The organism is Marivita sp. (assembly GCF_051859345.1).
Taxonomy (GTDB): Bacteria; Pseudomonadota; Alphaproteobacteria; order Rhodobacterales; family Rhodobacteraceae; genus Marivita.
In genome coordinates this window covers 1-25,860 of record NZ_JBHYFV010000041.1, presented here as the reverse complement: position 1 = coordinate 25,860, position 25,860 = coordinate 1, and the positions used below count along the sequence as shown (strand labels likewise).

24 protein-coding genes and 1 other RNA gene are annotated in these 25,860 nt (G+C 61.8%); 14 read left to right on the top strand and 11 right to left on the bottom strand.

All coding sequences use genetic code 11. The features are described from left to right. Window positions 1–187: 187 nt before the first annotated feature. The gene (glnE, locus tag ACTIEN_RS18810) at window positions 188–2,980 is read left to right on the top strand and encodes a bifunctional [glutamate--ammonia ligase]-adenylyl-L-tyrosine phosphorylase/[glutamate--ammonia-ligase] adenylyltransferase (protein WP_439524690.1); all 2,793 of its coding nucleotides are present in this window, start codon (window positions 188–190) and stop codon (window positions 2,978–2,980) included. 3 nt (window positions 2,981–2,983) lie between these two features. Continuing rightward, window positions 2,984–3,247 (top strand): hypothetical protein, encoded by a 264-nt coding sequence (locus ACTIEN_RS18805; RefSeq protein ID WP_439524689.1) that lies wholly within the window; start codon window positions 2,984–2,986, stop codon window positions 3,245–3,247. Between the two features lie 111 nt (window positions 3,248–3,358). Here ACTIEN_RS18805 and ACTIEN_RS18800 read toward each other — a convergent pair whose 3' ends face one another. The 4 genes from ACTIEN_RS18800 to ACTIEN_RS18785 form a co-directional block, all read right to left on the bottom strand. Then, a complete protein-coding gene (locus tag ACTIEN_RS18800; RefSeq protein WP_439524688.1) occupies window positions 3,359–3,877 on the bottom strand; it encodes a bactofilin family protein in 519 nt (172 codons plus the stop codon). Continuing rightward, window positions 3,867–5,180, bottom strand: a complete 1,314-nt coding sequence (locus tag ACTIEN_RS18795; RefSeq protein ID WP_439524687.1) for a DUF5930 domain-containing protein — start codon at window positions 5,178–5,180, stop codon at window positions 3,867–3,869. Before ACTIEN_RS18795 ends, ACTIEN_RS18800 begins: the two co-directional genes overlap by 11 nt. A 214-nt stretch (window positions 5,181–5,394) precedes the next feature. After that, entirely contained in the window at window positions 5,395–6,204 is an 810-nt protein-coding gene (locus ACTIEN_RS18790) for a ferritin-like domain-containing protein (RefSeq protein WP_439524686.1), read from the bottom strand. 56 nt (window positions 6,205–6,260) lie between these two features. Continuing rightward, window positions 6,261–6,728: a peroxiredoxin gene (locus ACTIEN_RS18785; RefSeq protein WP_439524685.1), complete on the bottom strand. Its 468-nt coding sequence runs from the start codon at window positions 6,726–6,728 to the stop codon at window positions 6,261–6,263. Window positions 6,729–6,809: 81 nt separating this feature from the next. On the opposite strand from ACTIEN_RS18785, the gene ACTIEN_RS18780 reads away from it, so the two are divergent. Continuing rightward, a complete protein-coding gene (locus ACTIEN_RS18780) occupies window positions 6,810–10,106 on the top strand; it encodes a YhdP family protein (protein WP_439524684.1) in 3,297 nt (1,098 codons plus the stop codon). 80 nt (window positions 10,107–10,186) lie between these two features. On the opposite strand, the gene soxR is transcribed toward ACTIEN_RS18780, so the two are convergent. Continuing rightward, window positions 10,187–10,660 (bottom strand): redox-sensitive transcriptional activator SoxR, encoded by a 474-nt coding sequence (soxR, locus tag ACTIEN_RS18775; protein WP_439524683.1) that lies wholly within the window; start codon window positions 10,658–10,660, stop codon window positions 10,187–10,189. A 446-nt stretch (window positions 10,661–11,106) separates the two neighbouring features. Here soxR and queA point away from each other — a divergent pair, with 446 nt between their 5' ends. From queA to ACTIEN_RS18755, 4 genes are all read left to right on the top strand, one after another. Then, window positions 11,107–12,153 (top strand): tRNA preQ1(34) S-adenosylmethionine ribosyltransferase-isomerase QueA, encoded by a 1,047-nt coding sequence (gene queA / locus ACTIEN_RS18770; RefSeq protein ID WP_439524682.1) that lies wholly within the window; start codon window positions 11,107–11,109, stop codon window positions 12,151–12,153. Between the two features lie 127 nt (window positions 12,154–12,280). Then, complete coding sequence (locus ACTIEN_RS18765; RefSeq protein ID WP_439524681.1) at window positions 12,281–13,573, top strand: MFS transporter; 1,293 nt, start codon at window positions 12,281–12,283, stop codon at window positions 13,571–13,573. A 127-nt stretch (window positions 13,574–13,700) separates the two neighbouring features. Further along, a complete protein-coding gene (locus ACTIEN_RS18760) occupies window positions 13,701–14,279 on the top strand; it encodes a DUF924 family protein (RefSeq protein WP_439524680.1) in 579 nt (192 codons plus the stop codon). A gap of 129 nt (window positions 14,280–14,408) precedes the next feature. Beyond that, window positions 14,409–15,536: a DUF418 domain-containing protein gene (locus ACTIEN_RS18755; RefSeq protein ID WP_439524679.1), complete on the top strand. Its 1,128-nt coding sequence runs from the start codon at window positions 14,409–14,411 to the stop codon at window positions 15,534–15,536. Window positions 15,537–15,554: 18 nt separating this feature from the next. Here ACTIEN_RS18755 and ACTIEN_RS18750 read toward each other — a convergent pair whose 3' ends face one another. The 3 genes from ACTIEN_RS18750 to ACTIEN_RS18740 form a co-directional block, all read right to left on the bottom strand. Continuing rightward, window positions 15,555–16,442: a fructose bisphosphate aldolase gene (locus ACTIEN_RS18750; protein WP_439524678.1), complete on the bottom strand. Its 888-nt coding sequence runs from the start codon at window positions 16,440–16,442 to the stop codon at window positions 15,555–15,557. Window positions 16,443–16,529: 87 nt separating this feature from the next. Continuing rightward, window positions 16,530–17,918 carry a cytochrome P450 gene (locus tag ACTIEN_RS18745; protein ID WP_439524677.1) on the bottom strand — a complete coding sequence of 463 codons (1,389 nt, stop codon included), beginning with the start codon at window positions 17,916–17,918 and terminating at the stop codon, window positions 16,530–16,532. Beyond that, on the bottom strand, window positions 17,915–19,177 hold the full coding sequence (locus tag ACTIEN_RS18740; RefSeq protein WP_439524676.1) for a hypothetical protein: 1,263 nt from the start codon (window positions 19,175–19,177) through the stop codon (window positions 17,915–17,917). The genes ACTIEN_RS18745 and ACTIEN_RS18740 overlap by 4 nt, the downstream gene beginning before the upstream one ends. 119 nt (window positions 19,178–19,296) lie before the next feature. Between ACTIEN_RS18740 and ACTIEN_RS18735 the strand changes: the two genes are divergently transcribed. Further along, entirely contained in the window at window positions 19,297–19,671 is a 375-nt protein-coding gene (locus tag ACTIEN_RS18735) for a DUF4345 family protein (RefSeq protein WP_439509163.1), read from the top strand. Here the strand turns inward: ACTIEN_RS18735 and ACTIEN_RS18730 are convergent. Further along, window positions 19,653–20,453 carry a DUF1194 domain-containing protein gene (locus ACTIEN_RS18730; protein WP_439509164.1) on the bottom strand — a complete coding sequence of 267 codons (801 nt, stop codon included), beginning with the start codon at window positions 20,451–20,453 and terminating at the stop codon, window positions 19,653–19,655. The two genes, ACTIEN_RS18735 and ACTIEN_RS18730, sit on opposite strands and share 19 nt — an antisense overlap. A 187-nt stretch (window positions 20,454–20,640) precedes the next feature. On the opposite strand from ACTIEN_RS18730, the gene ssrA reads away from it, so the two are divergent. Continuing rightward, window positions 20,641–20,994: a transfer-messenger RNA gene (ssrA, locus tag ACTIEN_RS18725) on the top strand. Window positions 20,995–21,029: 35 nt separating this feature from the next. Here ssrA and ACTIEN_RS18720 read toward each other — a convergent pair. Continuing rightward, a complete protein-coding gene (locus ACTIEN_RS18720) occupies window positions 21,030–22,067 on the bottom strand; it encodes a zinc-binding dehydrogenase (RefSeq protein WP_439524675.1) in 1,038 nt (345 codons plus the stop codon). A 190-nt stretch (window positions 22,068–22,257) separates the two neighbouring features. Here ACTIEN_RS18720 and ACTIEN_RS18715 point away from each other — a divergent pair, with 190 nt between their 5' ends. From ACTIEN_RS18715 to ACTIEN_RS18695, 5 genes are all read left to right on the top strand, one after another. Next, window positions 22,258–22,905: a DUF1194 domain-containing protein gene (locus tag ACTIEN_RS18715; RefSeq protein ID WP_439524674.1), complete on the top strand. Its 648-nt coding sequence runs from the start codon at window positions 22,258–22,260 to the stop codon at window positions 22,903–22,905. A gap of 87 nt (window positions 22,906–22,992) precedes the next feature. Then, the gene (locus ACTIEN_RS18710) at window positions 22,993–23,493 is read left to right on the top strand and encodes an SspB family protein (RefSeq protein WP_439524673.1); all 501 of its coding nucleotides are present in this window, start codon (window positions 22,993–22,995) and stop codon (window positions 23,491–23,493) included. Between the two features lie 78 nt (window positions 23,494–23,571). After that, window positions 23,572–24,966, top strand: a complete 1,395-nt coding sequence (gene fumC / locus ACTIEN_RS18705) for a class II fumarate hydratase (protein WP_439524672.1) — start codon at window positions 23,572–23,574, stop codon at window positions 24,964–24,966. Between the two features lie 73 nt (window positions 24,967–25,039). Further along, entirely contained in the window at window positions 25,040–25,213 is a 174-nt protein-coding gene (locus ACTIEN_RS18700) for a DUF4169 family protein (RefSeq protein ID WP_439524671.1), read from the top strand. Then, entirely contained in the window at window positions 25,210–25,428 is a 219-nt protein-coding gene (locus ACTIEN_RS18695) for a ribbon-helix-helix domain-containing protein (RefSeq protein WP_439524670.1), read from the top strand. The genes ACTIEN_RS18700 and ACTIEN_RS18695 overlap by 4 nt, the downstream gene beginning before the upstream one ends. Window positions 25,429–25,473: 45 nt before the next feature. On the opposite strand, the gene ACTIEN_RS18690 is transcribed toward ACTIEN_RS18695, so the two are convergent. Next, window positions 25,474–25,860 (bottom strand): RDD family protein (locus ACTIEN_RS18690; RefSeq protein WP_439524669.1); only part of this gene is annotated, 387 nt, incomplete at its 5' end.

The window sequence follows — 25,860 nt, the reverse complement described above, 5'->3', positions numbered from 1 at the left end:
GGGGGGAACCCCGGATGACAAGAGAACGGTCAGGTCCAAAGAGCGGCGCCGCTTCTTGAAACAGACAAACACTCACCTCGGGCCCAACCCCGAGAAGGACGCTTGACCTCCTGACCCGGTTGTCCGGGCGCGGGGCGAAATCGTATGCCCATTGCACTTTCCGAACTCCCGTGGCCATCATGCCGCCATGAGTTTTTCCAGCCGTATCACCCGACTTCCTCATGTGTTCGATCCTGTCCAGGGAGAGGATGCGCTGGCCGCAACACCTTGGGCCACTGAGGATGTGGCGCGCCTGATCGAAGGGGCGGCTGGGTGCAGCCCGTACCTCAAATCCCTGATCGAGAAAGAGAGCGCGTGGCTCGAAGCCGCGTTGGCGGACTGCGACGTGGCCCTGCCGGAGATCTTTTCCAAACTTCGCCAAACCGCCCCCGACACGCTGCCCGCCGCCCTGCGACAGGCCAAGCGCCGCATCGCCTTGTTGACCGGTCTGGCCGATCTGGCCGGGGTCTGGCCGCTTGAAACGGTGACACAGGCGCTGACCGACTTTGCCGACCTGGCGGTGCATCTGGCCCTGCGCGCCACCATCGGCGCCGAAATCAAACGCGGCAAGCTGCCCGGCCAGACCGAAGACGACGCCGAACAGGCGGGCGGCATGGTGGCGCTGGCGATGGGCAAGATGGGCGCTGGAGAGCTGAACTACAGCTCGGATGTGGACCTGATCTGCCTGTTTGACGAAACCCGGTTCGACCCCGACGACTATTATGAGGCGCGGTCCAGCTTTGTGCGTGCGACCCGCAAGATGTGCGCCATGCTGAGCGATCTGACGGGGGATGGGTATGTCTTTCGCACCGACCTGAGATTGCGTCCCGACCCATCTGTCACGCCGGTCTGCATCGCGATGGAAACGGCAGAGCGGTATTACGAAAGCCTGGGCCGGACCTGGGAACGCGCGGCTTACATCAAGGCGCGGGCCTGTGCGGGCGATATCCCGGCGGGGGATCGGTTTCTGAAGACACTGACGCCCTTTGTCTGGCGCAAGCACCTTGATTTCGCCGCCATTCAGGACGCGCATGACATGGTGCAGCGCATCCGCGACCACAAGGGTCTGGGCGGTGCAATCACTTTGCCGGGGCACAACATGAAGCTGGGGCGCGGTGGCATCCGCGAGATCGAGTTCTTCACCCAGACCCGTCAGATCATCGCCGGAGGGCGCGACCCCGACCTTCGGGTGCGCGGCACGGTTCCGGGGCTTGCGGTGTTGTCGGACAAGGGCTGGGTGCCGCGCGACGTGACACAGACATTGACGGATCATTACCGCGCCCATCGCGAGGTGGAACACCGGGTGCAGATGATCCGGGATGCGCAAACCCACGATCTGCCGCAATCGGAAACAGAATTCGATCGGCTCGCCGCCTTCATGGCAACCGACCGCGCCAGCCTGCAACGGACCCTGAAGGACCGGCTGGAAGAGGTGCAAAGCCTGACGGAAGGGTTCTTTGGCAGCGATACCCCTTCAGCCCGGTCCACAGCGGTGCCGGATGACCTCGCCAACTCCGAGATCGTCAGCCGCTGGCGCACCTATCCGGCGCTGCGATCTGCGCGGGGCAGCGGGATTTTCGAACGCCTGCAACCTGAAATCCTGGGGCGTTTGGCCAAGACCTCGAATCCGCTGGACGCTCTTGGGGCGTTTGACGGGTTCCTGAGCGGTCTGCCTGCGGGCGTGCAGGTGTTTTCCCTGTTCGAGGCCAACCCGCAACTGATCGACCTCTTGATAGACATTGTCGGCGTGTCACCCGACCTGGCGCGCTACCTGTCGCGCAATGCGTCGGTGTTCGACGCGGTGATCGGTGGGGATTTCTTTGCCGAATGGCCGGGACAGGTCGCCTTGCGCGACGCGCTGTCCGATCTCCTGGAGCGGGAGGGCGACTACGAGAACAAGCTCAACACCGCACGGCGCTGGGGCAAGGAATGGCATTTCCGAATCGGCGTGCATCTGCTGCGTGGGTTGATCGGCGCCGAGGAGGCGGGCGCGCACTATGCCGATCTCGCGGATGCGACGCTGGGTGCGCTGGCCCCCGAAGTGCAGGCCGAGTTCGCCCGCAAACACGGTCCCTGTCCGGGGCGTGGTGCGGTTGTGGTCGGGATGGGCAGCCTTGGATCGCGGCGGTTGCAGTCACGCTCCGATCTGGATCTGATCGTGATCTATGATCCCGGCGAATCCGAGATGTCAGAGGGGCGCCGCCCGCTTGCCACACGGCCCTATTATGCCCGGCTGACCCAGGCGTTGATCACCGCAGTCACCGCCCCCATGGCCGAGGGCCGGATCTATGAAATCGACATGCGCCTGCGCCCGTCAGGCAATCAGGGGCCAGTCGCGACCAGCCTGACCTCGTTCCAGACCTATCAGAAAAACGACGCCTGGGTGTGGGAACATCTTGCCCTGACGCGGGCGCGCTGCGTGGCGGGCCCTGACGCCCTGGCACAGGATGTCACGCGCATCCAGACCGAGGTGCTGGCGGCACCACACGACCGCGATGTCGTGCTGCGTGAAGTCGCGATCATGCGCAACCGGATTGCCGCGGCCAAGGGTGGCGGCGGTCCCTGGGATGCCAAGATGGGGCAGGGCCGGTTGCAGGATATCGAACTGGTGGCGCAGGCGGCGGCCGTGATCTCGGGGCATCCCTTGGGAACGGTCCCGGACGCGCTGGCACATGGGGCTTCCTGCGGATGGCTGTCCCCCGAGGACGCCGAGGCGCTGAGCGACAGTTACCGGCTGTGCTGGTCGCTTCAGATCGGATCGCGGTTGATCTCGGAAAACACGCTCACTCCGGAACGTGACACCAGTGCGGCGTCCGATTTCCTGTGCCGGATCACCGACACACCCGACATCGACACCCTGAGCGAGACGCTGGACACCAAGACCGAACGTGCGGCAGATATCATCAACGCAGTGCTTCCCAACGTGACCGAAGAGGACTGACCCATGCGCAAGGGCGACGCCACCGACCCGAAGGGCCTGATTGCCGAATCTTTCCAGATTGACGGCATCACCTACGAGGAATGCCGGTCGATCTTCCTCGACTGGGCGCTGGCTGTGCCGGTGGACGCCGACAGCCACGCCTTGATCGAGGAACTGCTGGCGCGCCATACGGCTGAAGAACACCCGATGCACCGCGTTCTGACCGAAGGCCTGAGCGCCGCCAAAGCGCCAAAGCGCCGGGGTGGGTGGAAAGGGCGGCGAAGTTAGGGTCCGCGCCCCAAGATGCCCGGATATGCGCCAGACCGGCCTGTCGTCCGCACCCCAAAACGAAAAAGGCCGCTCCCAAGGCGGCCCTGATCGTATTGGATAACAGACAGCTTAGCCGTTCGACGCGGCCGGTGCCGGTGCGGGCGCAGGTGCTGTCGGAACAGGCTTGGCCTTGCCGCCATTCAACGGATCGTCCTGACGCTGAACCGAGCCTTCGAAATGGGCACCGGATTCGATCGCGATGGTCTTGTGGATGATGTCACCCTCGACCCGCGCGGTCGCGGTCAGGCGCACCTTGAGGCCGCGCACGCGGCCCACGACACGGCCATTCACAACCACGTCGTCCGCGACCACTTCACCCTTGATCGTGGCGCTTTCGCCGACGGTCAGCAGGTGGGCGCGGATGTCGCCTTCGACAGTGCCTTCGACATTGATGTCGCCGGTTGTCTTGAGATTGCCGGTGATGTGAAGATCGCTCGACAGGATTGACGCCGCAGGCTTGGCCTTGGGTGCGGACGCCTTGAACTCATTGCCCGAAGACGGGCGCGAGGTTTCAGACATTGCCGGTTTCGGCGCGCTCGACTCGTCGGCCTTGGGGCCGGGCTCATTGATTTTGCTTTTAGAAAACATCGTTTGCAGCCTTGATGTAGATCATGGGGTTGACGGCTTTGCCGCCGACACGAACTTCGTAGTGTAGGTGGGTGCCGGTGGAACGTCCAGTGTTGCCCATAGCAGAGATACGGTCCCCGCGCGAGACCCTTTGACCCTTTGTCACATAGAGTTTTGAGTTATGCGCATAGCGCGTTTCGATGCCGAACTCATGCTGTATCTTGACGAGCCTACCATATCCTGATTGCCAGCCCGCGTAGGTCACAACACCGTCCGCTGTTGCGTAGATCGGCGTGCCATGCGCACCGGCGAAATCCGTCCCGGCATGCAGGCGGCCCCAGCGATATCCGAATCCGCTGGTGAACCGGAACGAATCTTTGATCGGCATTGCAAACGGCGCTTTCTGTGCGGCGATCCGGTACAGGTTGAGACGGTCCATCTGGTTCAGGATGCGGTTGGCGCGCAGCACATCTTCGGACGGGTCTTCGCCGCGCGTGGAAAAGCTCAGCGGCATCAGCGGGCCGCCCTGGCCGGAATAGCCGCGACGCACCTGGTTGAGAATGTTGTCGGGGTCCATGCCTGCCGCTTCGAACATCTTGTCGAGCGGTTTGACGGACACGGTCATCGCATCTTCAAGCTGGCGGAAGATTGTGTCGTTCTTTTCCACCATCAGCTTGATTTCGGTGGCCATCTCGTCGGCGCGGATGAGCGCGTCCTGGGCATCGGCAACAACCTGATCGCGCTCTTCTGCGGTGCGGGCAAGAGCGGATGACAGGAAATCAAGCGTGGTGGTGTCCACCGATCCGGCTGAGGCCTGCAGAACGCCGTCGTCTTCGATGTCGCTGCGCAATCCCGCAAGCTCGGTGCGCACATCCTCGCGCGCCCGGATGGCGTCGCGCAGTTTCCACTGAACCGCTTCGAGACCGGATTCAAGCTCCACTCCGCGGGTTTCGGCGTCCAGCAACTGCGACTGCATGACTGAAACCTGCTCAAGCGCGGTGTTGAACCGCTCCTGCGCCGCAACCGCTTCGGCGGCGCGGGCATTGCGCTCTTGCGACAGGATGTTGAGACGCATCTGGTACGTCTCAAGATCCCGTCGTGCCTGCTCGCGGAAGTTGCCGGACCCGATGGAATCCATCAGCAACACGGCCGTTGCGATGATGCTCCAGGCCAAAACAACAGAGGCGCCCCCGAATGCGAGCGCCTGTGTACTGGATTTCAGCCGGATAAATCTGGTTTCAGAGTCGGAACGCAAGAACAGTCGGCGTTCCGGAAAAAAGCGTTCAAGTATGCCATGCAGTTTAATCGCAAGACGTGTGCGCACCTGTATGTTCCTCTTCCCGTCCCTGGGTCGCGCCTCTGAAGCCCCAACTCCGGGCGCGTATCTGTTACGGCTCTATCGACACATTCAGAAATTGGCAACGTTTTTGGACCTGTGAGTCGCGATGTCGCGCGATCCGCCGCCGAATTGGCGAGATTTCGCCGATGTTCTCGGGGCTTAGAAGAGGGTGTTGAACGGCCAGGAGGCGCAATCTTGGTCAGACGATTTCTGTCAGCGGCCAGTAAAAATCCGGCGGCAGCCCCGCTTCAGCACGTTTTTCCTCGTTGAAGGGCGGTTTCAATGCACCTTTGAAGTATTTTCTGACCAGCGTGTGAAACGCTTCTTTCGGGTCTTGTTCATGGCGTCCGCACAGAAAATGAAACCATTTGGACCCGTAGGCGACATGGCCCACTTCCTCGCCGTAGATGGTTTCAAGCGCAGAGACCGCGCTTGTCGCTCCGGCCTTGCGGAAGATTTCGACCATGCCGGGGGTCACATCCAGCCCGCGTGCCTCCAGCACCATGGGGACGACGGCAAGTCGCCCCATGAAATCGTCCACCGTGTCTTCGGCGGCGCGCCACATGCCGGCATGTGCGGGAAGGGCACCGTAATAGCTGCCCAGTTCTTCAAGGCAATCGCACATCAGGTTGAAATGTTTGGATTCCTCATCCGCCGCTTTCACCCAGTCATCGTAAAAGCCCATCGGCATCGGCACATGGGCAAAGCGCGGGATGATGTCCCAATGCAGGTCCACCGCGTTCAACTCGATATGCGCCACCGCATGCAGCAACGCGATCCGGCCCTGTGGGCTGCCCGGCTTGCGTTTCGGCACATCGCGCGGATTGAGCAACTCCGGCGCGTCAGGCCGCGCGGGTTGCAGCGGCGGAACAGCCGCGCCGATCGCCAAGGGCGTTCCCGCCGCACGGGCAGCGAACCAGCGCCCGGCATAGTCCCGCGATTTCGCGGTCTTGCCGCGTCCGTCTGCGGTGGTCAGCACATCCACCGCCATGTCGCACAAAGTCATCATGGCCCCAAAGTCCCTTGCTCGGGGTCAAAACACAAGGGCCGGTCCGACCCACACGATCACAGCGCCTTGGCCGCCTCCAGCACCTCTTCGGCGTGGCCCGGCACCTTGACCTTGCGCCATTCCCGCGCGATCCGGCCGTCCGCGTCGATCAGAAAGGTCGAACGCTCGATCCCCATGAAGGTCTTGCCATACATGGATTTCTCTTTCCACACACCGAATTCCTCGGAGGCGGTGCCGTGTTCATCCGAGATCAGCGGAATGGTCAGCTTTTTCTTGACCATGAATTTCTCGTGGCTTTCGAGGCTGTCCTTCGAAATCCCGAACACCTTGACACCGATCTGGGCAAATTCCCCCTCAAGCGAGGTGAAAGCCTCGTTTTCCTTGGTGCAGCCCGACGTGTCGTCGCGCGGGTAGAAAAACAGTACCACCGGGGTGCCGTGCATGGCGGACAGCGAAATCTCGCTGTGATCGCCGCCTTGTATCGGCAAGGTGAAGTCCGGAGCCATTTCCAGTGTGTCGCTCATGGCGCTATCCTTTAAAAGACGAAATACAGAACGGGGATATCCCTGTCGCTCATACAATAACGCAAAAGGATGCCGCTTCCAGTGACGGAACCGGAACACAGCCCCGAAATCCCGGACACGCCCCGTCGCAGAGGCTGGCGGCGCTGGGTGCTGGCCGTTGTGCTGACGCTGGTTCTGGCGGTGCTGGCGGCGGGCTGGTCCGTGATGGGGCGCAGCCTGTCCGCGCCCGATTGGGTGCGCGACACTGTGGAAGACCGCCTTGCCGCTGCCTTGCCGGGGTTCCAGGTTCGGTTCGGGGATGTGCAGCTTCGCCTGGAACGCGACGGCAGCACCCGCATCGTGCTGCTGAACGTGGATGTCCAGACCGCCGCCGGTGGACCGGTTGCGGTGCTGTCGGACGTGCAGATCGGGCTGACCGCGTATGACCTTCTTCGCCGCGAGGTTGTGCTGCGCGACCTGAGCGTGAGCGGCGCCTTTGTCACCCTGACCCGCAATCGCGCGGGTCAGCTGGGGTTGGCGCTGGGGGATGCCTTCGCCCTCGACGGGGTGGCACCGGATGTTCCGACGCTGGTCGCAAAGGTCGACGGGTTGCTGATGGATGCACGCCTGTCACGCCTGCAAAGCGTCGAGGCCAACGCCCTGACCCTGCGTTTTGAGGATGCCCGCGCGCGGCGCGGCTGGACGGTGGATGGGGGGCGGCTTCTGCTGGAACGTGAAAATGACCGTCTGCGCCTTTCGGGCGATTTCGCGCTGCTTGGGGGTGGGGCGACGGCGACGCGGTTGCAGGTTGATGCCACCTCGGCCATCGGTGACACCGAGGTGACTTTCGGCGTTTCGCTGGATGACATGCCGTCGCAGGACATCGCCACGCAAGGCCCGGCGCTGGCTTGGCTGGGGGCGCTTCGGGCGCCGATCTCGGGGTCACTGCGCGCGACGTTGCGCAAGGATGGCTCGCTTGGTCTGCTGAACGCGACGCTTCAGATTGATCAGGGCGTGGTGCAGCCGACGGTTGACACGCCGCCGGTGCCGTTCAATTCGGCGCGCAGCTATTTCACCTTTGATCCCGACCGCTCGCAGATCACCTTTACCGAGCTGTCCGTGGACAGCGATCTGGTGCGTGCGGTGGCCGAGGGTCGGGCAACGCTGGATGGCCTGCGCGATGGCATTCCGTCACAGATGCTTGGGCAAGTGCGGTTCAGCGTGCTCGAGGCCGCGCCGGACGCGCTTTTTGATGCGCCGCTGTCTCTGGATCGGGCCGAAATGGATTTCCGTTTGCGCCTCGATCCGTTCGAACTTGATCTGGGGCGGGTCTGGATCGACGATCCGCAGGTGCCGGTGCGCATGACCGGCAAGCTTACCGCGACAGAGGACGCCTGGTCCTATGCGCTGGATGGCCGGGTCGGGGCGCTGACCCCGGAGGCGCTGTTGCGGCTTTGGCCCGAGGTACTGGCCCCGCGCACCCGCACCTGGGTGGTGGACAACATTCAGGGCGGAGTGGTGACGTCCGGGCAATTCGCGCTGCGCTCTCGGGACGGGCCGCGTCCGGTTGTCTTTCTGAATGCCGCCTTCGACGAAGCGCAGGTGCGGTATGCCCGCACATTGCCGGTCGTCGAGCGGGGCAAGGGCACGCTGACGCTTAATGACAATCGACTGGCGGTCCGGGTGAGCGAGGGGCGGATCGCGCCGCCGCAGGGCGGGGTGATCGACGTCACCGGAAGCACCTTCGTGATTCCGGACACGCGGCAAAGACCGGCCGAGGGGCAGGTCACGCTGTCGGGCGACGGACAGATCGAGGCCTTGTTGTCGTTCCTCGACTCGCCGGGGCTCGAGATCATGCAAAAGGCCCGACGCCCGGTGGATCTGTTGGCCGGGCGGGTGCAATTTGACGGAGCGCTTGTGCTGCCACTGAAGCGCGGAGTGCGGCTGTCGGACATGGTGCTTGATGTGCGGGGGCGCGCATCGCAGGTGGCCACCGACCAGATCGTGCCAAACCGCGAGTTGACGGCACAGATGCTGGACGTGACGATCACGAACGACCGGTTGCGCGTGTCCGGGCAGGCGTCGTTGTCGGGCGTGCCGGTCACTGGATCCTGGACCCTGCCGATCCCGGAGCCGGGCCAGCCGGTGGCGGGCAGCCTTGTGGAAGGCACTGTCACGCTGTCCGAAGATGCGGCGCGGGCCTTTGGCGTTGCGTTGCCTGACGGCACGGTAAGTGGCAGCGGGCCTGCCGACCTGCGAATTGATCTGCGCCGGGGCGCGCCGCCGGAGTTCGCGCTGACATCGCAACTCACCGGGATCGGCCTGTCGCTGCCCCCCATCGGATGGACCCTGCCGCGCGGGACGGCGGGCACGCTGCAGGTGTCCGGCGTTCTGGACCAGCCTGCGCGGATCGACACGCTGCTGCTGGAAGGGCCGGGGCTCGAGGCGCGCGGATCGGTGCGGTTGAATGCCAACGGGTCGCTTGGGTCGATTGATCTGGAGCGGGTGCGCGCGGGGGGCTGGCTGGACGCGCCGGTGACGCTGACCGGGCGGGGCGCGGGTGTGCCCCCTGCCGTGCGGATCATTGGAGGCACGGTTGATCTGCGCAACGCGCCGTTTGGCCGGGGGCGCGGGGGTGGCGCGGGCGGCGGTGGTCCGGTGCCGCTGATGCTGGCGCTGGATCAGCTGATGGTGTCCAACAGCATCCGCCTGACCGATTTCCGCGCCGATCTGCAATCCGGCAGCGGTCTGAGCGGCAATTTTACCGCAAGTGTCAACGGCAATGCCCCCATCACCGGAGAAGCGCTGCCGCAGTCCGGGGCCACCGCCTTTCGCATCCGGTCGGACGATGCCGGCCGGGTGATCCGCGAGGCGGGCATTCTCAAGACCGTGGCGGGGGGGGACATGACGCTGGCGCTGGCCCCGGTCTCTGGGCAACCGGGGAGTTACGACGGCGCGCTGGATGTCACCAATGCGCGGTTGCGCGACGCGCCGGGCATTGCGTCGCTTCTGGATGCGATCAGCATCGTCGGCCTGCTGGATCAGCTTGAAGGGCCGGGCATCCTGTTCTCCGAGGTCGAGGCGCGGTTTCGCCTGACTCCGGACCAGCTTTATCTGACCCGGTCAAGCGCCACCGGCCCGTCGATGGGGATTTCGCTGGATGGCACCTACAATCTGGGGACCAGCACGCTTGATCTGCAGGGGGTGCTGTCGCCGATCTATTTCCTGAACGGCATCGGCAGCATCTTCACCCGCAAGGGCGAAGGGCTGATCGGGTTCAACTTCAACCTGACCGGCCCGGCCAGCCAGCCCAATGTCAGCGTCAACCCGCTCTCGGCACTGACACCGGGCATGTTCCGCGAGATTTTCCGAAGGCCTGCGCCGGCGGTGGGGGAGTAGAAGGGGTTTGCGCTGATGTGTATTTCACATCGTCCCAAAGTCCGGAGCGCGGACAAAGTGAGCTTTCGCTGCGCTTTCGCTTATGTCCGGTTTCTAAGCGCTTCACCCCTCATCCTAGACCCGGCCACCAAATTGCGCGGACCGGCACCTTCTCGGCCTTTAATGTCGCCAGGATTATAAAGCGCGCAAGACTTCAAGCTCAGACACCCGCATCCAATACACCCGTCCAGCTTGTCGCGCAGTTCCTGCATCGCAGTAATTCGCGCGTCAATCTCGCGCCGAAAAGCGTGCCCGATACGGGTCCAGTCGGCTTTGGACGGCGCTTTGTGATCCGGTAGGCGGCGGAGGTGCGGCGCGATATCAGCCAACGAAAATCCCAATTTTTGCGCGGCCATAACGAAAGACAACCGTCTGATGTCGTGGCGGCCATAGCGTCTGTGTCCGCCCTTGTTTCGTACGGGTTTGATGATGTCGTGTGTCTCATAAAACCGGATCGCGGAGACTGCCAGGCCGGTGCGCGCAGACAGGTCGCCGATCGATAGTCCTACGGTCATGAAATTAATCCTTTACCTCAAGTTCACTTGAGAAATTAAAACAGATTCGTAGGCCATTCAAGAGAAGAGAGATCACATGTTCACTCACCATACGCAGCGCTATCGCGCCACGTCAGAGGCTTTAGCGGCAATGAAACGAGATGGTATCGGCTGGGACCACGATCTTGAGAGTGGTTGTTTCTATGATGCGGACTGCAAAACGAAGCCCAGTATCTTGTCCCGCCTTATCAAAGCTCTTAAACGGAGAACCTGAACATGGAAGCAGCCGTTCATACAACACGCAGCATCCGTCATCGTGGGCTCACACCCGCCATCAGCGTCACCCTGCTCGAACCGTGGTCAAGCTGATCGCTTGTTGCACTCAGCGTCACGCACGCTCTCTACTTTTGTTGCGCGTTCAGGTTCGGTAAGAGCTGCGGCCACAGACACACCAGCGGACCGGCCCCATGAAGCTCAGTGATTTCGATTTTGACCTGCCCGAAGACCTGATCGCCACGCGTCCCGCCTCACCACGGTCGTCGGCGCGGCTGCTGCATGCCGAGGCGGGGGGCATTGCGGACCGGATCGTGAACCAGTTGCCCGATATCTTGCGGCCCACGGACCGGCTGGTGTTGAACGACACCAAGGTCATCCCGGCGCGGTTGTTCGGGGTGCGGCGGCGTGTGGGTGACACCGGGCTGACGGAAGCCAGGATCGAGGTCACGCTGCTTGAACCGCAGGCGGACGGGACATGGTCGGCGCTGGTCAAGCCGCTGAAGAAACTGCGCGGGGGCGAAGAGGTGGAGTTTTCCTCGGACCTGACGGCCACCCTTGAGGGGCGCAGCGACGGGCAGGCGCTGTTGCGGTTCAACCTGACGGGCGGTGATTTCGACACGGCGCTGGCCGAGGCGGGGGCGATGCCCTTGCCGCCCTACATCGCGGCCAAACGACCGGCGGACGCGCAGGACAAGGAAGATTACCAGACCATCTGGGCGCGCAATTCCGGCGCGGTGGCCGCACCAACCGCATCACTGCATTTCGACGAGGCGCTGGTTGCGGCGTTGCAGGCGCGCGGTGTCGGGATGAGCTTTGTCACGCTGCATGTCGGCGCGGGTACGTTCCTTCCGGTCAAGGTCGAGGATGTCACGACCCACAAGATGCACGCCGAATGGGGCCGGGTGTCCGAGGCCGCTGCAGCCGAGATCGCCGCCACCAAGGCGGCGGGCGGGCGGGTGATCCCGGTGGGGACCACGGCGTTGCGTCTGATCGAAAGTGCGGCGCGCGGCGGGTCGATCAAGCCTTGGGAGGGCGACACCGACATCTTTATCTATCCCGGTTTCACGTTCCAGGTGGCGGACGGGCTGATGACCAATTTCCACCTGCCCAAATCAACCCTGATGATGCTGGTTTCGGCGCTGATGGGGCAGGACCGGGTGAAAGAGATCTACGCCCACGCCATCGCCAACCGCTATCGGTTCTTCTCGTACGGGGACAGTTCGCTGCTCATCCCGTAGGGTCGTGGCCATCTGCGCCGAATCGCAGGTGAAAAGGTCGCTCATGTGATTGCGGTTGCGGTTCTGCTGAACTCGCGGGGGGGGCAATCGACTCGGTCGCGACGGCCAAACACCAAGGGAATGCGAAATGTTAACTGTGATCCGAACATCCTGGCCGCTGCTGTTGGGCATGCTCCTGTTGATGTTGGGCAATGGGTTGCAGGGCTCTTTGCTGGGTGTGCGCGGGTCGACCCTTGGGTTCTCGCCGTTTCAGATGTCGATGGTGATGTCGGCCTATTTCGCAGGCTTCCTGATCGCGTCACGGGTGACACCGGACATGATCCGCCGGGTCGGCCATGTGCGGGTCTTCGCGGCGCTTGGATCGCTGGTATCTGCGGCGTTGCTGCTGTTTCCGACCTTTCAGGAGCCGATTCCGTGGATTCTGGGTCGGGTGGTGATCGGGTTCTGCTTTTGTGGTGTCTATGTGACGGCGGAAAGCTGGCTTAACAATTCGGCGACCAATGAAAACCGCGGGCAGGCGCTGTCTGCGTACATGATTGTGCAGATGCTGGGCATCATCATCGCGCAGGGTTTGCTGGTTGTGCCGGATCCGTCGGGGTATCTGTTGTTCGTGATCCCCTCGGTTCTGGTTTCGATCTCGTTCGCGCCGATTCTTCTGTCGATTTCTCCGACACCCGCGTTCGAAAGCACCAAGCGGATGACGCTGGTCGAGCTTTACAACACGTCGCCGCTTGGCTGCGTCGGGATGTTCCTGATGGGAAGCGTCTTTGCGGCGCAGTTCGGTATGGCGGCGGTCTATGCCACACAGGCCGGGCTGGGCATTGGCCAGATCCCGTTGTTCACGGCGGCGTTCTATGTGGGGGCCTTGTTGTTCCAGTATCCGGTGGGCTGGTTGTCGGATCGCTTTGACCGGCGCGTGCTGATTGGCCTGTCGGCGTTGATTGCCGGGCTGGCATCATTGATGGGCATGATCCTTGGCAGCAATTTCTATATCCTGCTGGCCGCCGCGTTCCTGATCGGTGGCCTGTCGAACCCGCTCTATTCGCTGCTGATCGCCTACACGAACGACTTTTTGCAACATGAGGACATGGCGGCCGCGTCGGCCGGGCTGTTGTTCGTCAACGGGGTGGGGGCCATCACGGGTCCGCTGATCATTGGTTACGCGATGCAGGTGTTCGGACCTCCGGGATATTTCATTCTTCTTGCCGTCGTGCTGCTCGCGCTGACGGGGTATGCGGTCTATCGCATGACGCAACGCCCGGCGCCGTCTTCCGAAGACACCAGCGCCTACCAGCGCATGATGCCGACGGCATCGCCGGTGACGGTCGAGATCGCTTCGGAATGGGCGATCGAGACGGCCGAGGCGGAAGCCGAAGTTCTGGCCGCCAAGGAAGACAAGGCCCAGACCGATGCGGATTGATACGGGCAAGTGTGAACGAATTGCATCATGTGTCGGCAGTGACATGAAAAGTGACTATTTTACGGGTTGCTTGTTGCATAATCTCTGCGAGTTATTCGAAGACGACGCGTAAGATCGGGAGAAAGCCATGATCACGCCTGAAGACGTTCTGAGTTTCTGGCTGGATGAGATCGGGCCAAGTGGATGGTACAAGGCCGAAGATGCGCTTGATCAGGAAATCCGTGATCGCTTCGAGGCCGGATGGAGCGGCGCAATGGAGGGGCGGCACGCGCTGTGGCTGACCTATGCCAGCGGGTCTTTGGCCTATATCATCCTGCTGGACCAGTTCCCCCGCAACATGTTCCGTGGCTCGGCCAAGGCGTTTTCGTCTGACCGGTTTGCGCTTGCTGCCGCCAAGCAGGCGATCGGCAAGAATTGGGACATGAAGATCGACGAACCGGCACGGCAATTCTTCTACATGCCGCTGATGCATTCCGAAAACCTGTGTGATCAGGATCGCTGCGTGCGCCTGATGCTGAACCGGATGCCGCAAGAGGGGGCGGGCAACCTGCTGCACGCCCGTGCGCATCGCGAGGTGATCCGCAAGTTTGGTCGCTTCCCCTATCGCAACGACGCGCTGGGCCGCCATTCGACGCAGAACGAGCTCAGCTATGTCGATGGCGGTGGCTATGGGTTTACTGTGGAAGAGTTGAAGAAGGCGGGCTGACCATGCCGCCCTTGCCGGCGGTGTACCTATATTTGTGTCTAGGGGGGCAAACGTGTCAGGGCCAACCCGGTCTTCTTGTCAGCGGGTTTTCAGCGCACCTGAAACCGCCGCCATGTGCGAGGTGCGTGAATGACAGGATCGCCGCGCGCCCTGATGCCGGATTACCTGAGATTGATCGCGCTTTTCGGGATCGTCGTGGTGAATGTCCAGTTCATCGGGTTCTCGTTGGTGAACGGGTTCGATACCCCGATTGCGCAATCAACGGCTGAATTTGTGACTTTGTGGCTGGTCGACGGGTTGGCGCTCTACAAGAGCTACGCGCTTTTTTCGGTCATGTTCGGTGTCGGTCTTGGCTTTCTGATGCAATCGGCAGAGCGCAACCGGATTGCCTTTGGAACGCTTTATCGCAATCGGATGATCGGGCTTGGCCTTCTGGGGGTCGCGCATGGCTGCCTGTTTTTTCCGGGTGATATCCTGTTCGTCTATTCCGTCATGGGGTCGATCCTTTATCTGTTGCGGAATTGGGACGCCCGGCGACTTGTAAAGGTCGGTGCGGTGCTGGTGGTTGTCCAAAGCGTTGCCTCTGCGACGCTTGTGACATCGCAGGGGGAAACCCCCGGCGACATCGTGGCACTGGAACGCGAGGTCATGATAACAGGCAGCTTTTTCGCTGTCATCTGGTTCAGAACCATCGCATTCGTCATCATGTCCCCGTTTCTGGTGTTCTTTCAGGGGATTGCGGCGTTGGGGTGGTTCTGTCTGGGGCTGGCGGCGGTGAAATCGGGCATGATCGACCAAGCGGAGCATCGGCTTTGGGCGCGCGCCCGGCGGTGGTGTCTTGGCCCCGGTCTTGCCACAAGTTTGCTTGCGTCGTGGATGTTGCATGCGCAGGGCATGACGTCCGCGTCGGCGCTGATCTTGATTGCGGCACCCATTTCGACGCTTGGGTACCTCGGCGTGATCGCTGCGATGTCCCGACCGCCGGGGCCGGTCATGCAGCGTGTTTTGGCAGCCGGAGGATCGAGCCTGAGCATTTATCTTGGCCAGTCGATCATCCTGTCGACGCTGTTTTCGGGCTACGGTTTTGGTCTTTGGGAAGAGGTGTCACGCCCGGTGGTCGTGTTGATGGCGGTGGGCGTGACAGGTCTTCTGATCGGTGCCTTGTCGATCTGGCGCACGGCCTTCCGGCTTGGGCCGTTCGAATGGCTGCTGCGGCGGATCACCTATGCGGGGCAAGAAAAATCATCACCCGCATAGGCCAGAGTCGGCTGTGCCTTACTTTGAAGCGGTAAAAATCTTGTCGATGTTGCTGCCCAAAGCGGCGTTGAATTCGGCGTCCGATTGCTGTTTCGACAGACCTTCGGCCAGTGCGCGCGAAAAGCTGGCGATCATGTTGGGGTTGCGGGACAGACGGTCGCAGGCGTCGTCCGTGCTGTAACCACCCGACAAGGCGACCACGCGCAAGACGTTGGGGTGGCCTGCCAGATCGGCGTATAATCCGTCTTCGGTCGGGATGGTCAGCTTCAGCAACACGTTCGTTTCGCTGTCCAAGGCATTGAGATGAGACAGGATTTCTTCGTGCAGGATATCCTCGGCCTCGGCTTTGGTGGGGCTGTTGATGTCCACTTCGGGTTCCAGGATCGGCACCAGACCGGCTGCGACGACGGTCTTTCCGACCTCGAATTGTTGCGCCACCACGGCCTTGATGCCTGTCGCGTCGGCTTCGTGGATGACCGACCGTTCCTTTGTGCCGAACACACCCATCGCCTTGGCATCCGCCAGCAGTGCCTCAAGCCCCGGCATGGGCTTCATCATCTGTGCGCCGTTCGCCTTGTCCTCAAGTCCCTTGTCGATCTTCAGAAACGGCACCACGCCGCGCGTTTCCCAAAGATAGGTGGGCACCGGCACGCCATCGACGGTGTCGCGCATGGTGCGTTCGAAAAGGATCGCGCCCAGCACCTTGTCCGAGGTGAAATCCGGCGCGGTCATGATGCGGCAGCGCATGTCATGGATCAGGGCAAACATCGCGGCGTCGCCATTATAGGCGTCTTCCTCGATGCCGTATTGGCGCAACGCCTTGGGGGTTGACCCTCCGCTTTGGTCCAACGCGGCGATAAATCCTGCGCCGGTTTTGATGCGATCTGCCATTGCGGTGTCGGTCATGTCGTGTCCCCAAGGTTGAATGGTGTGGTTTCGGTTGTCCTAGATCAGCCTTTGTCGAAAAGATAGCGCCTTGCCAGTCGGTTAGCGCTAACTTTGCGCCGATGACGGTTCATCTGTGTCCGGTGTGCGTCGGGGCTGGGCGTTCAGCCATATCCCATCGCGTGCGCGCACCGTCAGATGGGCCACCGGTTGCGGTGTCTTGCCCGCCACGGGCGTCATCTTGACCACGCGCAGGAGCAGCGACAACAGCAGCGGTCCCTCGGCCATCGCAAACCCCGCACCGGGACAGACACGGGGACCAGCGCTGAACGGCATGTAGGCATCGCGCGCCGATTGGCGTGCCTGTTCGGTTTGCCAGCGCGCCGGGTCGAACATATCGGGATTGTCCCAAAGCCGGGTGTGCCGGTGCAGGTGCCACGGGCTGAGCACCAGTTGCGCGGCTTTGGGAATGGCGCGTTTGCGGAATGTCTCTGCCTGCGTGGTTTCACGCACCATCATCGGGACGGGGGGATACAGCCGCAGGGTTTCACGGAACACGTCGCGGCTGGTGGTCAGGCGTCTGACCTCTGTCGCGTCGGTCACTGCGGCGGCTTCCTGCGCGATCCGGTCTTGCCAGTCGGGGAAGGCGGCGCAGAGGTAAAGCGCCCAGCCGAGGGCGCTGGCGCTGGTTTCGTGCCCGGCAAGAAAGAAGATGGCGACCTGATCGACCATCTCATCGGTGGTAAAACATGCGCCGGTCTCGGGATCGGGTGTTGTCATGATCCGGGTCGCCAGATCGTCTGGCGCGGTGCCGGTCTGGATGGCCTCCATCCGGTCGGTGACCAGTCGGGTGATAAGATGACGAATGCGTGTGGCGGCGCGTTTTGTCTCGGCCTTGTGAAAGCGGGGCATCCAGCGGGGCAAGGGCACGAAAGCGGCAAGGTTCAGGATCGGCTGGCTGCGTTGGTAGGCGCGGAATTCGTGAAACACCTCGCTTGCAGTGGCGTCTTCGATGGGGATGGAAAACAAAGTGCGAAAGATCACGTCGGCGGCGGCGTGGCTGGCGATTTCCTCAACCTCGACCTCTGTGCCATCGCCGATCTGGCCCAGCACGCGGGCGGCCATCGCCTGACCGGCCTCCCACATTGCCGGGAGGGACTGTGCCAGTCGGCCACGTTCAAACGCGGGGTCGATGATGCGGCGTTGGCGTTCCCATGTGGGACCGTTGGTCAGGAACACCGACTCCCCCAAGAGCGGGCGCAACCCTTCTCCGATCCGGTTGGATTTGGGGAAATCGCGGGGCCGGTCACGCAGGATGGTTTGAACGAGCGTGGGATCGTTGGCGAGGTAGGATTGGAAGAACGGCGTGCGAAACTCGGCCATCCACGCGGTATAAAGCCGGTCCGGCTGGGCCGACAGGATGTCCTTTCGGAACAGCCGCATATACCGCCACAGCGACACGCGGTCGGGCCGGGATGTCGGTTTGGGTGGGATCACGGTTTCACAGAGGTGTATTTCGACACCGCCACGTCGATCCGGCTTTTCGAGGGCGGACGGTTGGCATAGCGCTGGCCCAGGGTGATCGGACCTGCGGTGATCTTGAAGTAATCGTAGTCAAGCGGCCGATCAAACGCGCACAGATACTGGAAATGCAGGCGAAAGAACTTGCGGCGCAGCTTGTTCCAGGTTTCCTCCGACAATGTCCGCGAGAACTGCGCCGAAAAGACCAATGGCCATTGCTTGTCGCGGGTGGCGACACCGGACACGCCGACCGGATCGCAAAGCGCAAAGGAACAGCCGTCGCCGGGCGCGGTCACATCGACCCAGACAATTTCATCGCGTTCGGACAGGAATTGCAGATCGGCGCGCAATTGCCAGGCGTCCGGCAGGAAAGACACCATCGGGATCACATGGCCAAGGCTCAGGAAGGACAGGGCGGGACGTGCGGACAGGTTCGGGGTGTCGCGCAGGATGTCGGCGAGGATCGACACGGCAAGATGCGCGCCCGAGGAATGACCCACCACCAGCACCTCGTCATAATCCTGCAACAGCGCGGTGGCGATGATGCCGCGAAACGTATCCATGCGGGTCTGCAATTCGGGTGGGGTGGCGCCGTTATGGCTGGCCGAATAAGCGTAGTCGTGCATCAGGTAATAGGCATAGATGCGGCGGTCCTTCGATTTGAACCAGCGCAGGATCAGAACGACGATGGCAAAGAATGGCGTCCAGTAAAGCAGGGATGTGCCCCAGCGCAGGATCGCCCCGTCACCGATGGCCCAAAGGGTTGCCGCCTGAAACAGCGTGCTTAGAATCCAGCCTGCCAGATGTGCGGCCAGCAAAGCGGCCAGCAGTTGCAGGATCAGAACGCCAATCGGGTAAAGTGCTGCGATCAGCGGGCCTTTGGGAAGCACGGCCAAACGGCGCAGCGTCCCCGAGGCGATATAGGTCCAGCTGGTGCGGAGCAGTTGCCAATAGGTCGCGGGGATGCTGTTGGACATGCTGTTGCGCACGATGTCGGACCAGAGAAGCACCTCGAAATCCGCCATCACACGCGTGTCGTCGATCAGCCCGGAGGCGTGCCAGCCATAGGGACCATCGCTGTCGGCGGCTTCGACATGCAGGCCGTAGTCGGAAATTTCGGCCTGTTTCGCGCCTTCGCTGCGGTACAGCTCGCGGTACCGGCGGGCCGGGAAGGGGTCGTATCCGGGGATGTAGAACACCTTGCGGCGACGGACTCGGGTGGGCGCGGCTGACATGACGGGCTGCTCTGGTTTTTGTGGAACTGTAGCAGTGTCACGGAAATGCGCCAAATATTTGATGATTGCGGGGAAATGCGGCCTAGATGATCCTGTGACCCAAGACCACGAGGACCATCATGATCGACATTCTGAACGCTGTTGCCGCCTTGCTGACCATTGCCCTTGGTGCCTTCGGGATGCTGGCCCCGCGCTATACCGCCGGGGTTCTGGACCTGCACACCGGGGAAACCACAATGGGGCTGTCCGAATTGCGGGCCTCTGCGGGTGGGATGTTTGTCATCGTCGGGGCGGCCTGCCTGTGGCTGAATGCGCCCTGGGCCTATGCGATGATGGGGTTTGTCTATCTTGGGGCGGGTGCCGGGCGGGCGCTGTCGCTTGTCCTTGATAAACCGCCTTTTCCAAAGGCCCATCTGTATTTCCTGTTCGAAGCGGTTTTTGCCGCGTGGCTGCTGATCGTCAACCTGCCGGCCGCTCAGGGCATATCCCAATAACGGCGACGGTCCTGCCAGATCTTTTCGCCGATCCGGCAATCGGTCGGGTCCAGCGGGACGGACTGGGCAAGGATCACCTGTTCGGGGTCGGGACGGGACACCATTTCCAGCACCAGCTTGCGCTGCACCGCTTCGGCGAAATCGTCCCAGTCGAAAACCGGGATCACAAAGGCACCGGGACCGCCGATCACGCAGGACTGGTAATAGATGTCGAGGTTTTCAAGATGCCACGAGCTGTCTATGCCTTCGCGGGTCAACAGCGGCAGACCGTTGATCGTGATGCCCTTGGCCAGCACGGCATCGCGCGCGACCGTGACTGTGCGGCCCTGATTGTTCGGGCCGTCGCCTGAAATGTCGATGACGCGGCGCAGACCCTTGTAGATGTTGGTTTCAATAAGCCGCGATCCAAAGATCAACGCCTCGGAAATCGAGGTGCGGCGCAAAGACGGCTCAAACCGCGATGTCAGGATCTCGGCAAAGGCGTCCAGATCGGCGCGGGTCTGAAGCACGCGCCAGTCGATCACCACCTCCTGCGTGCCGGCCCATTCGACATAGGTCACGGCGACGGTTTGCAGCAATCCCGATTGCAGCGCAGCAAACACCGCGTCCGAGCGCAGCGCCTCTGCATATCCGCGTCTTTGGATTTCAAGTTCGCCCGGCGTCATGGAGCGGGACACGTCCACCAACAGCACGAGTTCAAGATCGACCTCGATCTCTTGCGCGGCGGTGGGGCGGGCGACAAGCAGGCTGAGCGCGGTCAGCAGGGCGAGTACGGGTTTCATCTGGACAGGATGCCCAACGGGTGCGGGCAGGTCCAATCACAACTTCGACCCGCCCTGTTCTTTGGCTGATTTTGTGCTGCGCCTGCCCGATGTGCGGGCAGTCCCAAACCGCGCCCTGGCCGGGCAAGTCGGCGCGATCCGACTGTTTTTGCCGATCTTTACCGAGATCGTGCATGTGTTGCACATGCCCCTTGAAATCAGCGGGCAAAAGCCCGATATTCAAACTGTCTTCGCAAGAAGGCTATGGACATAAACGCGCGTTCAATAAGCGGCTCGGACCCGGGGGCGGTACCCGGCGGCTCCACCAGACACCTGTCATTTGCAGGATCATGGGGCCGAAACAGGATCGACGAACGTCTAAACACGTTAGCTTTGTCCCGGTGAGATACCACCGTTATCGGTTCGCAAAGTATAGTTGCAAATGACAACAATGCTCCGGTAGCACTCGCCGCGTAAGCGGTTGGTAATATCGAAATCTAAGCCCTTGCGCCTAGCAGCGTAAGGCGGGGTTCGCAGGCACCTGGCAACAGAAGCCTGCACTTTCCCTCTTCATGACTGGCTTGGACCGCATCGCGCCTAACGCGTGAAATCCGTGATTACGGCTGTTCCGGGTGCGGTTGGCCCGTGCATCGCCGCCAATTCTGCGCTGGCCCCCGACAGGGACACCTCGCGTGCGACCATCGGGCGGATGTCGACCTGGCCCCGTTCGATCAGGTCAAGAAGCGTTGAATATTTCCACGCAGGCATCCCGCGTGTTCCGAAGAAGGACAGCTGTTTGCTGTAGATACCGCGCATGTTCACCTGCATCATGCCAGAGGGTCCGGCGGGCATGCCGACCTGAACGTGGCGGCCCAGCGTGCGCAGGCAATCAATCGACGCGTTGGTGGTCGCTTCGATTCCCAACGCCTCGATCGAGACATGCGCACCGCCGCGTGTGATGTCGTGAATGGCCGCGGCCACATCGGTGTCCAATGCGTTGACGGCCGCATCCGCGCCAAGACCCTTGGCATGGTCCAGCTTGTCCTGGACCACATCGACCACGACAACCTGCGCCCCCAGCGTCTTGGCCAGCAGCAGCGTTGCCAGCCCGATCCCCCCGGTGCCATGCACGGCGACCCATTCCCCGGCCCGCAGATTGGCGCGGTCGGTCAAAGCGTGCCACGCCGTCGTGACGCGGCAGCCAAGACCTGCGGCAAGCGCCGGTGTCATGCTGTCGGGCAAGGGGACAAGGTTGTGGTCAAACGGCACGGCGACCAGTTCGGCGTAAGCCCCCTGTGTGCCAAAGCCCGGCACGATCTGATGCGCACAGGTGTTGGACACACCGGTGTGACAGGCCGGGCAACTGCCGCAAGACAGGATGAAAGGCGCGATCAGGCGATCCCCGATCCTGTGCGTGGCCAAGGGACCGGCGGCGACCACGGTGCCGCAATATTCATGGCCCAGAATGTCGCCCGGATTGACCTTGGGATGTTCACCCGTCCAGCCGTGGAAATCCGACCGGCAAACGCCGCAGGCCGCCACCTCGAGCACCACGCCAGTGTCGGGGCAGGCCGGGTCGGTGACGGTTTCCATGACGAGGTCCTGATTGAAGTCGCGAATAACAGCGGCGCGCATGGCATGTCCTTGTGGTGGTGTGTCGGTCTGGCCCCCGGGCAAGTGCCGGGGCGATCCTCGTGCGGTCAGTAAGATCAAAAAGTCACCGCTGCTCCAAGATGTAAACCTCAAGCGACGTGCGTTTTGTCGGGCGACTGCCTGGCTCACTCTTTACTTGACCTGATCGTGTGTCAGCGCATCATGGAGGGGAATGTTACTGCGCGCCCTGTTCATATGCCTATGCCTGTCCCAGCCCGCGCAGGCGTGCCGTACCGCGTTGGTTCTCGCGATGGACGTGTCAAATTCCGTTGATCCGGGCGAATTTCGCTTGCGGGTCGATGGGCTCGCTGCGGCGTTGCGCGATCCCGAGATTGCCGAAATCCTTGTGCGTGACCAGGTTGCACTTAGCGTGCTTCAGTGGTCTGGAGTTGATGCACAGGAGGTCAGCCTTGACTGGACACAGATGCTCAGCCCCAGCCATGTGCAGCTTTTCGCCAATGCTGTTCAGCGCCTGCCGCGTGCATTTGTGATGTCGAACACCGCACCAGCCGAGGCAATGGCGCGTGCGCTTGGTCATTTCGACAGCGCGCCGGACTGCGCGCGTCGGGTGATCGACATGTCGGGGGATGGCACACCAAACGCGGGTGGCGAAGTGAACCGTATCCGCCGCACCGCCGAACGGGCAGGGGTGACGGTCAATGGGCTGGCCATAGAGGGTCTGGGCCGGGCGATCACCAATTTCTATCTGCGCAATGTCATCACCGCAGACGGATTTGTCGAAACGGCGCGCGGGCATCGCGATTACGCCCGTGCGATCCGGCGAAAGATCCTGCGGGAAATCAGTTCTGTTTTCGGGTGACGGGTTTTGCGCGACTTTGCTGTACGGGTGGCCTTTTGTTTTCGATTTAATGCAATATGATCGACGCAGACTCGGGGGATATCCGCCATGACGACTGGCATCAATTATGGAAGCCTGATGCATCAGGCCATGCGCGGCTTGATCCGCACCGTTCTTGAGGACGTTCAGAAGGACGGTCTGCCCGGAGAACACCACTTCTTCATCACCTTCGACACCGGACACCCGGATGTGGAAATCGCGGACTGGCTGTCGGACCGCTATCCCGGCGAAATGACCGTTGTCATGCAGCATTGGTTCGACAAGCTTGAAGTGACGGAAGACGGGTTTGCCGTGACGCTCAACTTCGGGGATGCGCCAGAGCGGCTTTATATTCCGTTCGACGCGGTACTGACCTTTGTGGACCCGTCGGTTGAATTCGGTCTGCGGTTTGAAAGCACCGACGGCGAAGACGAAGAAGAGGGCAGTCTGGTGCCCGCGCCACGATCCGTGGACGACAAGAAAGACAGTGCCGAGCGTCCCGCGCCCGAAGCGCCGAAAAGTGGGCGCAAGGATGCGGACGTCGTGAGCCTCGATACCTTCCGCAAGTAACCCCTGCGCCAGTTTGACAATTGCTCCGGGCGGCGGTTGCCGCTAAACGGCATACAACCGCATACCGAGGAGGCCATCATGGCGCAAACCCGCACAGAATCCGACAGTTTTGGCCCGCTTGAGGTGCCGTCCGACAAGTATTGGGGCGCGCAGACGCAGCGCTCGATCATGAATTTCCCGATTGGCTGGGAAAAGCAGCCCATCGCCATCGTGCGTGCGCTGGGCGTGATCAAGAAGGCCTGCGCGCAGGCAAACAAGGCGTCGGGCGATCTCGACCCACGGCTGGCGGATGCGATCATTCAGGCGGCAGGCGAGGTGATCGAGGGCGCATTCGACGACAACTTCCCGCTGGTTGTCTGGCAGACCGGATCGGGCACCCAGTCGAACATGAACGCCAACGAGGTCATCGCAAACCGCGCGATCGAGATTCTGGGCGGCACCATCGGATCGAAAGACCCGGTGCATCCGAACGACCATTGCAACATGGGCCAATCGTCGAACGACACCTTCCCGACGGCGATGCATATCGCAAGCGCCATGATGGTGCGCGACGTGCTGTTGCCGGGGCTGGAAAAGCTGGCGGCGGGACTTGAGCAAAAATCCGAAGAATTCAAGGACATTATCAAGATTGGCCGAACACACACCCAGGACGCGACACCGCTGACGCTGGGTCAGGAGTTTTCCGGCTACGCACATCAGATCCGTCAGGGCATCGCGCGGGTGAACCTGTGCTTGCCGGGGATTTATGAACTGGCGCAGGGTGGCACGGCGGTCGGCACCGGTCTCAACACCAAGAAGGGCTGGGGCGAAACCGTTGCGGCGCATATGGCCGACATCACCGGCCTGCCGTTTGTGACAGCCCCCAACAAATTCGAGGCACTGGCCGCGCATGACGCGATGGTGTTCATGTCGGGTGCCTTGGCGACAGTCGCCGGGTCTTGCTACAAGATCGCCAGTGACATCCGCTTCCTTGGATCTGGCCCCCGGTCCGGTCTGGGAGAGCTGATCCTGCCCGAGAATGAACCGGGATCGTCGATCATGCCGGGCAAGGTCAACCCGACACAGGCCGAGGCGCTGACACAGGTGGCGGCGCATGTGATGGGCAACGATGCCGCGATCAAGTTCGCGGGCTCGCAAGGGCATTTCGAACTGAACGTCTACAACCCGATGATGAGCTACAACCTGTTGCAATCCATGCAATTGCTGGGCGACGCGGCCGACAGCTTTACCGAGCGGATGCTTCTGGGAATCGAAGCCAATGAACCGCGCATCGACAAGCTGATGAAGGAATCTTTGATGTTGGTGACGGCGCTGGCACCGACGATTGGTTATGACAACGCAACCAAGGTGGCCAAGACCGCGCACAAGAACGGCACAACGCTCAAGGAAGAGGCGATTGCGCTGGGTTTCGTCGATGCAGAAACCTTTGATCGGGTGGTGCGCCCCGAGGACATGATCGGTCCCAAGGGGTAGGCTTTCGAAATGGCTTCCAAGGCCGCGTCAAAGGGCCTTGGTTCGCGCCAGAGGATGTCTTACACATCCTGCCATGAGCAAAGTCACCAACCTCACCCAGTTTCGCAAGGCCAGGACACGCGATGAAAAGCGTGTCAGGGCTGATGAAAACGCGGTGAAGTTCGGGCGCACCAAGGCGCAACGGGATCTGGAGAAAGCGCGCGCGGACAAGGCGCGGCGCGATCTGGACGGCAAATCCACCACATGAGCGGGCGCCCGGTCAAACGGTCGCTGACCCTGCGCGGACATCGCACCAGCGTATCTTTGGAGGATGCCTTCTGGAAGGCGTTTCGCGAGATCGCGGTGGAAAAGGGAATGCCGATCAATGCGTTGGCGGCACAGATTGATGAAGCACGCGAGATGGAAGTCGGGTTGGCCTCGGCCATTCGGGTGTTTGTTCTGGAACACTACAGAAGCAGGTGATGGATGTCCCCACCCGGCATGTCACAGGGTGGGGAATGTCTGGCCTCAATAGGCCCGGCGGTTGATCGCCACTGTGCCCAGCATCATGTCGGTGAGGCCCTGGCCGCGTTCCGTAAGGAACATCATCGCAATCGAGATCAGCTGCAGCGGGAAGATCGACATCGACACGGTGTATCCCAGCGTGTGCATGAACGCTTGGGAAAAGTCGAAATATTCACCGCGTCTGTCGCGGAATTCGATGGACATGAGGCGCATGCCCCATGTGGCCGACCGGTTGGTGATGGTGGCGACGCGATAGATAAAACCCACCACGAAGAACAAGAGCGGCAGGAACCACAGCGCGATAAACAGGGTCATCACGACAATCGGCACCACCAGGGCCAGGATCAGCGCCGCGTCGATCACCCAGGCCAGACCGCGCTTGATGGTGAC

Coding starts and splice junctions, on each gene's coding strand:
- glnE (WP_439524690.1), top strand. CDS start 188: ATGAGTTTTTCCAGCCGTATCACCCGACTTCCTCATGTGTTCGATCCT.
- ACTIEN_RS18805 (WP_439524689.1), top strand. CDS start 2,984: ATGCGCAAGGGCGACGCCACCGACCCGAAGGGCCTGATTGCCGAATCT.
- ACTIEN_RS18800 (WP_439524688.1), bottom strand. CDS start 3,877: ATGTTTTCTAAAAGCAAAATCAATGAGCCCGGCCCCAAGGCCGACGAG.
- ACTIEN_RS18790 (WP_439524686.1), bottom strand. CDS start 6,204: ATGATGACTTTGTGCGACATGGCGGTGGATGTGCTGACCACCGCAGAC.
- ACTIEN_RS18785 (WP_439524685.1), bottom strand. CDS start 6,728: ATGAGCGACACACTGGAAATGGCTCCGGACTTCACCTTGCCGATACAA.
- soxR (WP_439524683.1), bottom strand. CDS start 10,660: ATGACCGTAGGACTATCGATCGGCGACCTGTCTGCGCGCACCGGCCTG.
- queA (WP_439524682.1), top strand. CDS start 11,107: ATGAAGCTCAGTGATTTCGATTTTGACCTGCCCGAAGACCTGATCGCC.
- ACTIEN_RS18765 (WP_439524681.1), top strand. CDS start 12,281: ATGTTAACTGTGATCCGAACATCCTGGCCGCTGCTGTTGGGCATGCTC.
- ACTIEN_RS18760 (WP_439524680.1), top strand. CDS start 13,701: ATGATCACGCCTGAAGACGTTCTGAGTTTCTGGCTGGATGAGATCGGG.
- ACTIEN_RS18755 (WP_439524679.1), top strand. CDS start 14,409: ATGACAGGATCGCCGCGCGCCCTGATGCCGGATTACCTGAGATTGATC.
- ACTIEN_RS18750 (WP_439524678.1), bottom strand. CDS start 16,442: ATGACCGACACCGCAATGGCAGATCGCATCAAAACCGGCGCAGGATTT.
- ACTIEN_RS18740 (WP_439524676.1), bottom strand. CDS start 19,177: ATGTCAGCCGCGCCCACCCGAGTCCGTCGCCGCAAGGTGTTCTACATC.
- ACTIEN_RS18735 (WP_439509163.1), top strand. CDS start 19,297: ATGATCGACATTCTGAACGCTGTTGCCGCCTTGCTGACCATTGCCCTT.
- ACTIEN_RS18730 (WP_439509164.1), bottom strand. CDS start 20,453: ATGAAACCCGTACTCGCCCTGCTGACCGCGCTCAGCCTGCTTGTCGCC.
- ACTIEN_RS18720 (WP_439524675.1), bottom strand. CDS start 22,067: ATGCGCGCCGCTGTTATTCGCGACTTCAATCAGGACCTCGTCATGGAA.
- ACTIEN_RS18715 (WP_439524674.1), top strand. CDS start 22,258: ATGTTACTGCGCGCCCTGTTCATATGCCTATGCCTGTCCCAGCCCGCG.
- ACTIEN_RS18710 (WP_439524673.1), top strand. CDS start 22,993: ATGACGACTGGCATCAATTATGGAAGCCTGATGCATCAGGCCATGCGC.
- fumC (WP_439524672.1), top strand. CDS start 23,572: ATGGCGCAAACCCGCACAGAATCCGACAGTTTTGGCCCGCTTGAGGTG.
- ACTIEN_RS18700 (WP_439524671.1), top strand. CDS start 25,040: ATGAGCAAAGTCACCAACCTCACCCAGTTTCGCAAGGCCAGGACACGC.
- ACTIEN_RS18695 (WP_439524670.1), top strand. CDS start 25,210: ATGAGCGGGCGCCCGGTCAAACGGTCGCTGACCCTGCGCGGACATCGC.